The sequence below is a fragment of the Escherichia sp. E2748 genome (genome assembly GCF_005781125.1).
Taxonomy (GTDB): Bacteria; Pseudomonadota; Gammaproteobacteria; order Enterobacterales; family Enterobacteriaceae; genus Escherichia.
On record NZ_VATP01000041.1, the window covers coordinates 13,480 to 27,340 of the forward strand.

The window sequence follows — 13,861 nt, forward strand, 5'->3', positions numbered from 1 at the left end:
AACGTTTAAGGTGATCTTCTAAAATGGCTATTGCAGATTTTTCTCTTTCAAAAACCGACTCACCAAATCAGCGATCTGCACATTATTCAGGTCGGAAAACGGGAAGTGGGTATTACCTCTGATTCCAGCCTCAGGCAGATGCGTCACCGTCACATCCCCACCATGCTTGTTAACCACGTCACGCCACTTACGCGCCATTGCCAGCCGTACTCGCCAGCTGTCCTGTGCGGGCATAGCTACAGGTTTATCCGGTATGTTATCGCCGTAAATAATCAAAATCGGGATTTTAGTCAGCGCCATAAACTGTTCCATTGGCACGGATTCACCCTTCAGCGTGTCGAACGCACTTGGCATAGGGGCAGGGAGTTCTTTTTCCGGGAACACAAAACCGCTGCCTGGCTCGAAGGCGACAATGGCTTTGACCTTGTTGTTTTTCATCGCGGTATACCAGCCTGGTCCCCCCCCCTGAGAGTGAGTAAAGAGGATTGCCGGGCCTGATTTATCCACTACGGCAGACATCGCATCAGAGATGACATTGACATCAAATGGCCCTGTATTCGGAGTCATCTGGCGGAAATACTGATTTAGTGCCTCTTTGTCGTGGGAAAACTGGACGCCTTTAAAATACTCTGGCCACACGCCAACACGGAACTGGTTAAACCACATCTGCTCATCAGGTTTTGGTGTAACCGTACCTTCTACAGTGGTACGTCCGGCATCACCCCGACGCGGCTGATCGACAATATACGTGGAGAATCCGCGGCGCAGGAATATGTTCTGGAACCCTTCTCGACCATCCGGCGTACTTTCCCAGGTACGGGAAGACTGGCCCGCGCCATGCAGCATAACTATGGGATATTTATGCGGATTCTCCGGTATTTGATAGAACACCGACGCATGATCGCCATGATAAGTTTGACCTGCAGAGTCCAGCGCCTTTTTCGCATCAAATGTTCCCGGGGCGGTGATGATGGTGCCTCCGGCAGAAAAACTTCCTTGCTCCTGAATGACCAATGGTTCGGCGTATACAGACTGCGCCCCCAGGCCTCCTGCCATCATGCAGATGGCCAGCATTTTTAAGACCGTTTTCAAAATTACATCCTCTGTTATGGTTGCCGTTTAATCATATCTGAGTTGCCAGCGTTAATTATTTCTCCCCCTTGATTGCCTTTATTTGGCGGATTCATAAATGCAGAGGATGAATCACGTATGTGCACTGACCAGGGGGAGAGTCTGCATGACGACCGTCTCTATTTGTTCTCAAGCGCTTTTCGCAGTGCCTCTTCAGCTCTTGTGGCTGCATCATTGTCGCCATGTTCACGCAGAACCTGTGCTAACTGTCGTAACTGCGCTGCCGTCAGACCGACTCGCATACTTGCTCGCGTATGTGACAGTAACTGGGCTTCAACGCCTGGCGTAGCGGCTAATGCGCCAACTGTTGCCAGTTCACGGCTTTGCCAGTCGAGGTTATCGCGAGCGAAAATATCGCCGAACAGATGTGTTTGCAGGAATTGATTTATTGTTGGCGCAAAATCAAACAGTGGCCCCTGAACAGGCGCGCCTGAGATTTTCGTCTGGTTTGCGGTACCGACACGGCGAAGCTCATCCCCGACGGGAATCGGGGCGATCGGCGCTTTACCTTCAATGTCTTCGATGCCACGTTGTTTACGTGTTTCGACGACTTTCATCAGCTCATTCAGTGCATTCAGGCTGCGGGGGAATCCCGTATAGGCATAGAGCTGGATGAGAATTTCTTTAGCTTCGTTTATCGTGAGTCCTGTATCAAGTCCTTGATTAAGCGCTGCATTCAGCTTATCCATCTGACTGCTGGCCATTGATGCGGCAATCAACGGAATGGCATGCTGGCGAGCTGACAGCGTATCTGAAACCGTATATTCATGATTCATTTCGGTAACTCCTTTATTGATGAGCGCAGCATTTGCGGTAAGCGCAAAACCAAAGGTGAGCAGTACCGCTGCCGTTAATATCTTAATGGGCGTGGTATTGTTCATCTGTCACTAACTCCTTCCAGTTAACGCTTTTGCCATCCACCACGCCGGTTATTGCCAGATGTGTCATCGCACTACCGGGGGCTGCCCCATGCCAGTGTTTAACGTCCGCCGGACAAGAGACAACATCGCCAGCACGGATCACCTGCACCGGCTTGCCTTCTTGTTGGGTGAGTCCAACACCAGAGGTCACAATCAGTCGCTGACCTGCTGGATGCGTATGCCAGGCGGAGCGGGCACCAGGTTCAAAGGTGACATAAGCCGCGGAAACACGGATGTTGTTGTCAGCGTTGAACAGAGGATCAACCCGGACACGACCGGTAAAATTCTCCGTCGAGCCGTACACCGCAGTCTGGCTTCCGGCGGGGGCGATATGGACAGTGGAATTTTGCTCCGCAGCCCATGATGAAGTTGTGAAGAGAGGCAGTAGTAGCCCAAGGTAATGTAACTGTCTGATCATACAACGCGTCCTTATCTACGGTGACAGGAGGGGAGACAATGATTCTATTCAGACGGACATGTCGTCAGGCTGACGCCTCGCTGACAATTTTGTCAGTTAACGTTGCTCCAGACTCAGTGCCTGAAGGCGCATTGCTCACCGTTTTATCCGCTTTCAGCGCAAAAGTGAGGCCAAATGTATTGATGCCGCCTTCACTACGGGCAAAGACATCACCCTGGTGCATAATAGCGACGGCACGCACGATCGACAGGCCCAACCCATGATGGGCATCACTCCTTGCTCGTGAGGTGTCGATGCGATAAAACCGCTCAAAAAGCCGATGTAAGTGTTCTGGTGCTATCGGATTGCCTGGATTGGAAACTTCAACACAGGCCTGATTATCCCTTTCGCTTAAGCGCACAGTAATAGTGCTATTGGAAAGGGAATGTCTTGCGCTATTTTCCAGTAAATTGGCCAGTGAGCGGTGGAACAGCCGCCGATCGATAAACGCAGTAACATCGCCTTCAACATCCAACGAAAGCTGTTTTTCAGTAAATGAGGGCTCGACATATTCTGCTGTCTTAAGGGTTTCTTCTCGCAAGGAGACTTGTGTAAGCTGAGAAGCATGTTCTCCCGCGTGGGCATGAGACAGGAACAGCATGTCATTGACGATGGACGTCATACGTTCAAGTTCTTCCAGATTCGAGCCCAGTAATTCTTCCAGTTCCTCATGAGAGCGTCGTCGTGATAGCCCCAGTTGCGTCTGGCCAATCAGGTTAGTCAGCGGCGTGCGGAGTTCATGAGCAACATCGGCATTAAAACTTTCGAGTTGCCGCCAGGCGATTTCCTGGCGCTCCAGCACGCCATTAAATGATGAGGCCAGTTGTTGTAACTCTTCGGGTAAGGCTCTGGCGTCCAGTCGCTGTCTATGGTCCCCAGGGGCGAGATGTTGCGCCTGCTTACTGAGCATACCCACCGGACGCAGGCCAATCTTTGAAACAACGTAGCCCAGCAGGGCAACGATCGCTACGCCCAGAGCCGCAATGATCAGCAGTGTCCGCGTAAAGGCATTGAGCGTTCCCATGTACGGCGTGGAATCAATGGCGACCACATAACGTAACTCAGGTCTTTCACCGTTTGCCGGGATCGTTTTCACTAACAAAAACAGTGAACATGCGCTTTCTGATGTGCCGGGTACTTTATTAAATCCCTCCCGTAAAGAAGACCACTGAACTCCCACCGGTGGCATTCCTCCCACGCTAAAACGCGGGTTATCGCTGACAATCCAGTAGCGAACACGCTCACCTTCGGAGTTGGCTAATACGGTGAATTTATTGGCAAGCGTGGACCAACCATCGGCCGAGGTTCGCGCGGTGATCCACGGGCTCATCAATGATTCCCTGAACAACAGTTCGTTGTGCATCTGTTTTTGCAAGGAATCATGCAAAGAGCTTCTGAGCAGGATGCCAATTACGGAAACAATCAGCAGCGCAGATAAAGCAAACATCAGCGCCAGGTGGACAGAGATAGAACGCTTAACCATGCTTATCCTCTTTATTTACTCAGGCCGGACTTCGAGGACATACCCCATGCCGCGCACGGTATGAAGTAGCTTAACGTCGAATGGGGCATCAACTTTGGCGCGTAAACGTTTAATGGCGACTTCAACTACATTGGCATCACTATCAAAATTCATGTCCCAGATTTGTTCAGCAATCATCATCTTTGACAAAATCTCTCCCTGATGACGAGCGAGCAGACTCAGCAGGGAAAATTCTTTTGCGGTCAGTTCCAGTCTCGTTCCACCGCGAAATACCCTGCGCGCCAGTAAGTCCAGATGCAGATCCTGAATGTGAAGTTGAGTGATGTCTGCGCCATCAGTAGGGCGGCGACGCACCAAGGCCTGAATACGCGCCACCAATTCGATGAGTGAGAAGGGTTTAGGGAGATAATCATCTGCGCCCAGACGAAGCCCTTTGACGCGTTCGTCAACCGATCCCCTGGCTGACAGCATCAGCACGGGGGTCTGTTTTCTGGCCCGTACGCCTTCCAGCACCTGATAACCATCCATTCCGGGTAGCATCACATCAAGAATTATCGCGTCGTAGTCTAATTCCAGCGCGTAATGAAGCCCTTCAGCGCCATCGGCTGAAATATCAACGATGAACCCCGATTCTTTTAATGCACGACTGATATACGTCGATGTTTTCTCTTCATCTTCTATAATTAAAAGGCGCATATTATCCATCCCTCTACATCTATGGCTTTAGTGTGCTGATTTATTTATCGAGTCCTTTATCGTGTAACCACGATGCCAGTATTCCGGCAATCTCCTGATTATTCTTTTCCGCCATCAGGAAATGAGAATTGCCTTTGATGCCAATATCAGGAAGATGGACAAGGGTGGCGTCTCCACCGTGACGATTAACTGTCTTGACAAATTGCTTTGCCATTTCATATTCACTTCTCCATTTATCCGGGCCAACGGCAGCATCCGGTTTTTCAGCAATAAAATCGCCATAATAGATAACGATTGGGATTCGCGTGAGTTTGAGAAACTCGTTCATGGGAACTCCCATCGCGGAAGCGCTCAATGGTGCAAATGTCGTCTTCACCGGTGCTGGCATCTCATTTTCCGGGAAGATAAATGGTGTTCCGCCTGGCTCATAAGCAACAATGGCTTTTACCTTGTCGGTATAAAAGGGCGTTCTCCAGCCAATAGTGCCGCCCATCGAGTGAGTGATTAAAATACCCTGACCAATTTTTTCAAATAACTGTGCAAGTGTTTTCGCATTCAGGTCATTATCAAGTTCTCCTGAATAGGGATTCCAGGAACGCTGGAATGCTTCAATACTTGCAGGATTGTCAGGGAACTGCGAATTTTTAAAAACACCCTGTTCATTGCCAACACGGGACAACAGAAAAAACGTCTTGTCGGCATACATAGGATTGCCCGCCCAGGGATTTTTACCCACATCATCTTTGGTCGATAAACCGGCTTCACCCATGCGTGGTTGATCAACGAGATAAACACTATAATTTTTTTTCAGAAAAATATTCTGAAATCCATCGCGTCCATCTGGTGTACTTTCCCATGTTCTTTTTGTTTGAGCACCGCCATGCTGGAAGACCAGCGGATATTTATGTGCATTTACCGGAATTTGGTAGAAGACATAAGCATGATCGCCATAAGCGGTTTGACCATGAGGGGAGAGAAAATTTTGTTCTGAAAATGTTCCTGAATGCTTGACTGTTGTGCCTCCCACAGCAAAACTTCCCTGAGTTTGTAATACAATATGCGGTTCTGTACTTTGGCTCTGAATGCTGTGCGTTGCGCAACCAGAAACGGCAAATATTAGTCCGGACAACAAGATATTACCGACCGTTTTTTTGAATGGAGTGTTATGGTTCATATATTATCTCTGATGTTTTATTATGGTTTAAAATAGCGTTCCTGGTTTATCCAATACCCGTCATCATTGCCACGAGAGGCATCGTAATAAGTGACACCAGTGTGGTTAATGTCGCACCTTTAAGAGCTAACGGATAAACTTTTTTATTTAACATCTGAGCCAATAAGGGCGTTCCTGCACCAGCTGGCGTTGCTACCGCAGCAAGCAGGACGCCCAACAGTAGCCCATCGTTAATGAATAACTTCATTATTAATATAATAACAAGCGGAATGATGACCATTTAAAAAAAATGAATATCCATACTTTCACATCTTTAAAAACAGATTTCCATTCGATATCTAACAGGAATGAGCCTATCAGTAGCATTGAAACCGGGCCAGTTATTGCGCCCAGCATTTTTATTGGTTGTGCAATGATGTAAGGAATATGCACATTTGAAATATATAAAAGCAAAGCAAGAATACAGGCAACAATCCCCGGATTGATAACGTTTAACATATTTTTCAAGCTAAGGGTTTCAGCATTACCACTCTGGTCTTTCATGCAGTAATAACCATATGAAAAGAACAATAAGTTATATGGGAGTAAAAAGACAGTAATATAAATCATGGCTTTGGCGCCATATAAAGAATATATCATTGGGATCCCCATCATGGAAACATTAGTAAATGTTGTCATGACAGTAATCACACCATAGTATTCTCTTTCATAGCGTAAAACTCTTGCCAGCATACGACTGCAAATAATCAGTAAAATAAGCGTAGTGAATGCGGATGTAAGTACGATGGAAAGTTCCTTTCCGGAAATATGTGGCTGGTCAGTCGTAACCCCGGAAAGTATAATAGCTGGCATCGCAAAATTAAAAACAAGAGATGTGAGTTGGGGCGTGTTTCCCGGTGTAATAACTCCCACTTTACGTGCTATAACGCCAATACCAATAAGAAGAAAGAAAATAATAAGTTGCTCAAGTGTCGCCATATTAATATCCTTGTCATGGTATATATAATAGTTATCAACCAAGACGCTGCGAATTTTATTCGTCGAAATGTTATGAGTGACTTATTTTATACGGGGTATATCACGGCCGCTTAAGTCAGAATGAGTATATACTCGTCATACTTCAAGTTGCATGTGCTGCGTCTGCGTTCGCTCACCCCAGACTTATGTAAGCTCCTGGGGATTCACTCGCTTGTCGCCTTCCTGCAACTCGAATTATTTAGAGTATAGCAACATATTTATGTTCATTTGAGAGAGCTTTACCGATAGGGTTAATCAGCCTGATTCATAAATCAGACCCGGGAAAGCGTATTTCAACCGTCCTCAACGGAAAACACGATGAGCTGGGGACTTCCTGACAAAAATGTTATTTAACGGTCATGATACTGACAGCTTTTTCTCTCTACTCTGTGTCTGAATGTTCCATCTCGGTTGCCTTATGAACACGCATTTTTATCGGGAGAAACCATGAAATTGACACTTTTAAGTGCAATGCTGATGACGGCAGTCGTCGGTATCACTTCAGCAAATGCAGCAGATTACAAAAAGAACCCGTTTACTCTCGTCTATGACGGGGCTATCACCGAAAATGTCGCAGGTAAGGTCAATATCCATCCTGTGAAATATGATCTGCATGGCATTCAGATTGCAGCGAATGTGTATACACCTGCTAACTATGACCCTGCGAAAAAATATCCGGCAATAGTGGTGGCTCACCCTAATGGTGGCGTAAAAGAGCAGGTCGCCGGATTATATGCCCAACGCCTGGCTGAACACGGATATATTACCATCGCCGCCGATGCTGCTTATCAGGGGGCCAGCGGAGGGCTGCCACGTAACGTAGACAAACCTGCGAATCGTATTGAAGATATCCACGGTATGGCTGATTTCATCAGCCAGTATCCCGGTGTTGATAGCTCCCGTATTGGTTTGTTGGGGATTTGCGGGGGAGGAGGGTATTCACTTGCTGCCGCCGAGACGGACAAACGATTCAAATCGATTGCAACCATTAGCATGTTTAATTCAGGACTTGTACGGCGCAATGGTATGCAGGATTCACAGTTGGATACTATTCAACAACGTCTTCAGCAGGCTTCAGATGCACGAGCTCAGGAAGTGGCCGGTGGCGAAGTGCTTTACTCCGGTGATGCCAACCTGACTGATGAACAGATCGCTAAATTACCTTTTGCGTTATATCGCCAGGGCTACGAGTACTACTGGAAAACCCACGCACATCCAAACTCAACGTTTAAATACACCACGAGCAGTCTGTTAGACTTGATGAACTTTGACGTGACGGACCATATCAACCTGATCAATAAACCTCTGCTAATGATTGCCGGTTCCAAAGCGGATACGCTCTATATGACTAAAGATGCGTTCGCTAAAGCTACCGGTACGAAGGATAAAGAGCTCTTCCTGATCGATGGTGCTACCCACATTGAGACATATTGGGTGCCAGAATACGTTGACCAGGCGACGCAAAAGTTAGACGTTTTCTTCCATAAGAATATCTAGTTACCCTCCAGGGGATCCCCAGCCGTAAAGGCTGGGGGACATCCATCAACTGTAGCCATTTTCCACTTTAAAAAAACAAGTTGGCGAGGTAGTTAGAAAATCGAAAGAGAGCTACTGCATCCTGGGGAATCAAGATTCCGACAATAGGGTAGTCATTTGCTGACTCTACGAGGCGAGACGTGGGTGTAAGGCGTTGCTTATCCAATCCAATTCGTCATTTAACATAATATACATTATGCGCACTAAGGTTGTAACTACAATATTCTAATGTCACTTTTAACCCATTTAGTGATGTCACTTTTTATGGCATAAAGGATCAAGCCTTTGTGCCATGGAGACATCAGGATGCTAGTGACCATGTCAGATAAAGAACTGCACAGGATTAATGTCATTCAGTCAGTTGTCGAAAAGCGCATGCGCCGTCGTGACGCTGCACACCAACTTGCTCTGACCGAACGTCAGACGCAGCGTCTGATGAATCGCTTTCGTGAGTCTGGCGCTGCAGGACTGGCAAACCTTCGGCGTGGACGCCCCGGTAATCACAGGCTTCCTGAGTCACTTAAGCTGCGTGTTCTTTCTTTACTTCACGATCACTACAGCGACTTTGGACCCACACTTGCCGCAGAAAAATTGCGCGAACGCCATAACATCATGGTGTCTGTTGAAACGCTCAGAAAATGGATGACGGCTGATGGACTCTGGGTTCCATACTCACGTCGCAGGCCTCGTGTTCACCAACCCAGATACCGGCGTGACTGTCTCGGAGAACTTGTTCAGATCGATGGGTCCCCGCATGACTGGTTTGAAGGACGTGCGCCGAAATGCTGCCTGCTCGTCTTTATTGATGACGCTACTGGCCGCCTGATGCACCTGCGCTTTGGTGAGACTGAATCAGCCTTTGATTACATGATGGCCACTCGTGAGTATCTTGAGCAACACGGCAAACCCCTGGCGTTTTACAGTGATAAGCACGGTATTTTCAGGGTCAATAATGGTGGTTCTACCACGACCGGTGTTACGCAATTTGGCCGTGTACTTTCTGAACTGGGGATCGGGCTGATTTGTGCCAACAGTCCACAGGCTAAAGGTCGCGTGGAGCGAGCAAATCAGACACTTCAGGACAGGCTTATCAAGGAAATGCGCCTCGAAGGCATCAGCAGCATCGAGGAAGCCAATGCCTGGCTGGATACCTTCATTGCTGACTTCAATCGTCGCTTCGCAAGACCAGCAAAATACCCCAAAGATCTGCACCGACCCGTGGCTGAAAGCAACGAAGAGCTGGATGATATTTTTGCCTGGCAGGAATCACGTAAGCTGTCGAAAACGCTGACGTTCCGTTACGATAAGATGATATATCTTGTTGAACCTACAGAAGAAAATACCAGAATTGCGGGCGAAAAGATCACAGTTTACGATTACCCGGACGGCACTTTGGCATTTAAATACGGCTACCGTTCACTCAATTATCAGGTCTTCGACAAACTGGAATGCATCGACCAGGGGCAAATCGTTGATAACAAGCGGCTTGGTGCCGTACTGAAACTGGCTCAGGATAAGATGGATGATCTGGAGCGGGCTGGGAAGCGGGACCGAAGTAAAAAGATGCCCAAAAGACGGGCACAGGCCCGGGTTCAGGAGCAACTCAGGGCCATTAACCCGGTACTGGCTAATCCTGAAGAGTTCCGGGCCAGTTTGAAACGCTAGCCCCCTGCTCTGTTTGGACTTTTTATCTGTGCTTTCATGTCACTTCAGGTGACATTTAAAACTGGTTAAAACAGGTGACTTTTTAATCTTGCAATAACAAACATTGTAGAGGCTCAATGCTAATGTCTATTTGTGGCTCATTGGAATGTCCAGGCTATAGTTTCTCAGATCCGTATGTCTAGACAACGACTCACTTTTTCCTGATGAGGAGTTTTCTATGGCTATACATGACGCCGGAATGTTCACCGTGAAAGAAATCAATCGCCTCAAAATCCTTCAGGATGTCATCGTTCGCAATCTCCGTTCTGGACAGGCTGCCGAAATGCTGGGCATCACGCCACGTCATTGCAGCCGTCTGCTCAAACGTTATCGCCAGTCTGGGCCGCTTGGCATGAACAACCAGAGTCGTGGCCGCACTGGTAACCGTCTGTTGCCAGCGTCACTGACAGATCAGGCACTCAGTATAATCCGAGAGCACTACCGTGATTTTGGCCCCACGCTGGCGCGGGAAAAGCTGGAGGAAGTTCACGGTCTGGTCCTTGGAAAGGAAACCATCCGACGTCTCATGATAAAGGCCGGACTCTGGATCCCCCGCAGACAACGCGCACCGAAAATTCATCAGCCTCGTTACCGGCGGCCTTGTACTGGCGAGCTGATACAAATTGATGGCTGCGACCACCACTGGTTTGAAAACCGGGGTCGACCCTGTACTGCCCTGGTCTATGTTGACGATGCCACCAGTCGCCTGATGCACCTGCTGTTTGTGAAATCTGAGTCCACATTTGCCTATTTTGAAGCTACACGTGGCTATATCGAGAAATACGGTAAACCGATGATCCTCTACAGCGATAAAGCCAGCGTATTCAGAGTCAATAATAAGCACGCCACCACCGGTCCCGGCGAAACCCAGTTTGCCAGGGCCATGCGCTGCCTTAATATTACTCCTTTATGTGCTGAAACCAGCCAGGCAAAAGGCCGCGTTGAACGTGCTCATTTGACACTTCAGGACCGACTGGTTAAGGAGCTCAGGCTTAAGGGGATCTGTACGATAGAAGCGGCCAACGCATTTGCAGAAGAATACATGGCGGATTATAACCGGCGCTTTGCCAAAGAACCCTTGCATGATTTTAACGCACACCGGCCGCTGGCATTAGACGATGACCTTGATGCAGAATTTACCTGGCGAGAGCCTCGCCGGGTATCAAAAAATCTGACTGTACAATACGATAAAATGCTCTATCTGATTGAGGACAACGAGTACAGTCGAAGAGCCATCGGCAAGTATATTGATGTCTGGCATTACCCTGACGGACATAAGGAGCTGCGACTAAATGGCGTACTGCTGCCCTACTCCACCTATGACCGGCTTTCTGAGGTTGATCCCGTCGCCATTGTGGATAACAAGAGACTTGGCCATGTGTTGGATGTTGCCCGTCAGATCCAGAGAAAACGGGACAATAATCGCTCACAATCGTTACCTTGTTCTGGTGATGAGCCTTCCCGCAGACGGCACGCCCCTAGTATCAACAAATCCCAGCGCTCACTGAACGAAGATGACCTACTAGAAGCCATGATAAAGCTTCAGGGAAGCTCTGAGGCCATCTTTGGTAAAAGGTGAACTTGGCGGAAACCTCGTACTCACTGACCAACGGAGATGTGTGCGCTATCTTTCGGCTATTGCAATCAAAGCCAGAGAAGATTTCTGAGAAATGCAAATAACTTCAATGATATTATATACAAAGGAAACCGAGGTAAAATTCGGGTGTCACAGACCCCCGAACCGCTCCGCGGCGATTTACTACTCCAGCATCTCACATCCTAAAGGCTAAAGTATGGACTTCTCTGAATATCAGACAGAAATAATTGAAGATATCAAATCATGTCTTGAAGGTTTACAGGTACAGCCAATTCTCTTTATGGGTGCAGGGGTATCTCAACGCTACTTGAAAGCTCCTGATTGGGAAAACCTGTTAAAGTATCTCGCTGAAACTTGCCCATTAATCACTCGCCCGTATGGTTACTACAGTCAAACAAGAAATGACAATAAGCCATTGATAGCAAGTGATTTTTCTGAGTCATACGCTGAGTGGGCTTGGGATGTGGGGACATCTCGTTATCCTGAACAGTATTTCAATGGAAAAAGCTCTAAAGATATATATATCAAGCATGAGATTGCAACATTGTTGAATAACCTTTCAGACTCGGTTGATTTTTCAGCAATGGAGTACACTGAAGAAATTGAAAAGTTAAAAAAAGTAAGGCCCCATGCCATTATTACAACAAACTATGACGATCTGCTTGAAAAGATATTTGATAACTACCAACCGATAGTTGGCCATAATGTTGTGACTGTTAACTATACTACATACGGTGAAATCATGAAGATTCACGGCAGTAGTAAAGAACCAGAAAGCATCATTATAACAAATGAAGATTATGTTGAGTTTTATAAGCGTAAAAAGTATATCAGTGCAAAACTTTTAACATATTTCGTCGAGCATCCGTTGTTCTTCATTGGCTATAGTATTAATGATGAGAATATTAAAGCCATCCTGTCTGATATTGATGAGATAATTGCGCCGAATAACGCTTTGATTCCGAATATTTATTTGGTTTCCTTTAGTCCAGAATGTGAAGGTACAGGTTCACACCAGAAAGAGATTTTGATTGGTGTTGGTGAAAATAAAAGCATCCGAATCAAAGTGATCTATGCCAATGATTTCGGTTGGATTTATGATGCCCTATCGTCAAATACGCCAGAAATCAGTGTTAACCCAAAATTAGTCAGGGCGCTATTAGCCAGAACCTATACATTTGCCTCTCAATCTCTTGTAAAACAAGAGCTTCCATATGATTTTGAAATGCTTAAGAACATTGCTGAGCAAGATAACGTGTTAGCGAAACTTTATGGAATTGCAGAGTTAAATAATGGGCAAGCACTTAACGCAAGCTATCCCTACACCATATCTGAACTTGCAAAATTACTTGATATGGGATCTTGGCATTACGTCCATAAAGTATTAGAAAGAATACACAAGGAAACTGGTTTTAATATTAAATCCTCAGATAATAACTATCATGTGCTAGTGAAAACGGGGAAGGAAGGTGTTCATAAATATTCCCCCGCTGCATTCGAGTTAATCAAAAAAATCATTAATGGTCAGAAGTATAAACTCAAACCATAATTGGTTCGCATAATGACGTTATGCTAAAGAGGCCACTGCGGGAGGGATTTTCGCAGCGGCCTTTTCAACATATGGACATTTCTAATGAGCCAGTGATTAGACATTTTCACTGAGCTTTGACAAACATAAACAAAGGAAAAATCTAGTCTTTAGCGGTCATGATTGTCCTGCTCATTAGCAACGACCAAACCCCACATCTCACTTAATTCCGTATTCTCGGCTTAACCGACCGTGCAACCTCAACACATTGGTTTCAATTGCCGTCACAACATTCTCCGGAAAATCTGCCGGTAATGAAGTCTTCACGTTATCCAGTGCTGCGGGAATCATTCTGGCAAAGTCACTCAGGATTTCATGCATCTGCACTTCCGGGAATTTCAGCGCCTTTGCTGTCGCCAAAAAATGTCGCGGATAAATTTTATCGATTGCCGTTTTTCTGCCTTTGGATGCGTTAAGCCCCATTGCCAGTTTGAGATCGCTGATGTGTATTCCCGCGCCACCCAATACCGGAAATGCTGAAATGATGTCGTAAAATGGCGTGAGTCGATAACTGCCACCGGCCTGGATAAAAACCGAAAAATTTTTCGCATGGCCGTC

Annotated in this window: 12 protein-coding genes; 4 read left to right on the forward strand and 8 right to left on the reverse strand. The window is 46.8% G+C overall.

The features are described from left to right. Positions 1-27: 27 nt before the first annotated feature. From FEK42_RS21815 to FEK42_RS21845, 7 genes are all read right to left on the reverse strand, one after another. The gene (locus tag FEK42_RS21815) at positions 28-1,092 is read right to left on the reverse strand and encodes an alpha/beta fold hydrolase (RefSeq protein ID WP_135492644.1); all 1,065 of its coding nucleotides are present in this window, start codon (positions 1,090-1,092) and stop codon (positions 28-30) included. Positions 1,093-1,250: 158 nt separating this feature from the next. Next, positions 1,251-2,012, reverse strand: a complete 762-nt coding sequence (locus FEK42_RS21820) for a carboxymuconolactone decarboxylase family protein (protein ID WP_135492645.1) — start codon at positions 2,010-2,012, stop codon at positions 1,251-1,253. Then, the gene (locus FEK42_RS21825; RefSeq protein WP_138211971.1) at positions 1,990-2,469 is read right to left on the reverse strand and encodes a cupin domain-containing protein; all 480 of its coding nucleotides are present in this window, start codon (positions 2,467-2,469) and stop codon (positions 1,990-1,992) included. Before FEK42_RS21825 ends, FEK42_RS21820 begins: the two co-directional genes overlap by 23 nt. A 64-nt stretch (positions 2,470-2,533) precedes the next feature. Next, positions 2,534-3,991, reverse strand: coding sequence for a heavy metal sensor histidine kinase (locus FEK42_RS21830; RefSeq protein ID WP_135406653.1), 1,458 nt, complete (start codon positions 3,989-3,991; stop codon positions 2,534-2,536). A 15-nt stretch (positions 3,992-4,006) separates the two neighbouring features. Then, a complete protein-coding gene (locus FEK42_RS21835) occupies positions 4,007-4,687 on the reverse strand; it encodes a heavy metal response regulator transcription factor (RefSeq protein WP_138211972.1) in 681 nt (226 codons plus the stop codon). A 40-nt stretch (positions 4,688-4,727) separates the two neighbouring features. Further along, positions 4,728-5,861 (reverse strand): alpha/beta fold hydrolase, encoded by a 1,134-nt coding sequence (locus FEK42_RS21840; RefSeq protein ID WP_135492647.1) that lies wholly within the window; start codon positions 5,859-5,861, stop codon positions 4,728-4,730. Positions 5,862-6,110: 249 nt separating this feature from the next. Then, positions 6,111-6,839: an AEC family transporter gene (locus FEK42_RS21845; RefSeq protein WP_240783110.1), complete on the reverse strand. Its 729-nt coding sequence runs from the start codon at positions 6,837-6,839 to the stop codon at positions 6,111-6,113. Positions 6,840-7,325: 486 nt separating this feature from the next. Here FEK42_RS21845 and FEK42_RS21850 point away from each other — a divergent pair, with 486 nt between their 5' ends. The 4 genes from FEK42_RS21850 (at position 7,326) to FEK42_RS21865 (ending at position 13,264) form a co-directional block, all read left to right on the forward strand. After that, positions 7,326-8,375 (forward strand): alpha/beta hydrolase, encoded by a 1,050-nt coding sequence (locus FEK42_RS21850; RefSeq protein ID WP_131161696.1) that lies wholly within the window; start codon positions 7,326-7,328, stop codon positions 8,373-8,375. 357 nt (positions 8,376-8,732) lie between these two features. Continuing rightward, positions 8,733-10,079 (forward strand): ISNCY family transposase, encoded by a 1,347-nt coding sequence (locus FEK42_RS21855; protein ID WP_130219576.1) that lies wholly within the window; start codon positions 8,733-8,735, stop codon positions 10,077-10,079. A 217-nt stretch (positions 10,080-10,296) separates the two neighbouring features. Next, complete coding sequence (locus FEK42_RS21860) at positions 10,297-11,697, forward strand: ISNCY family transposase (protein WP_135492648.1); 1,401 nt, start codon at positions 10,297-10,299, stop codon at positions 11,695-11,697. Positions 11,698-11,911: 214 nt separating this feature from the next. Continuing rightward, positions 11,912-13,264: an SIR2 family protein gene (locus tag FEK42_RS21865; protein WP_000347609.1), complete on the forward strand. Its 1,353-nt coding sequence runs from the start codon at positions 11,912-11,914 to the stop codon at positions 13,262-13,264. A 198-nt stretch (positions 13,265-13,462) separates the two neighbouring features. On the opposite strand, the gene FEK42_RS21870 is transcribed toward FEK42_RS21865, so the two are convergent. Further along, the coding region (locus tag FEK42_RS21870; protein ID WP_138211973.1) for a HipA domain-containing protein at positions 13,463-13,861 on the reverse strand (399 nt) is incomplete at its 5' end.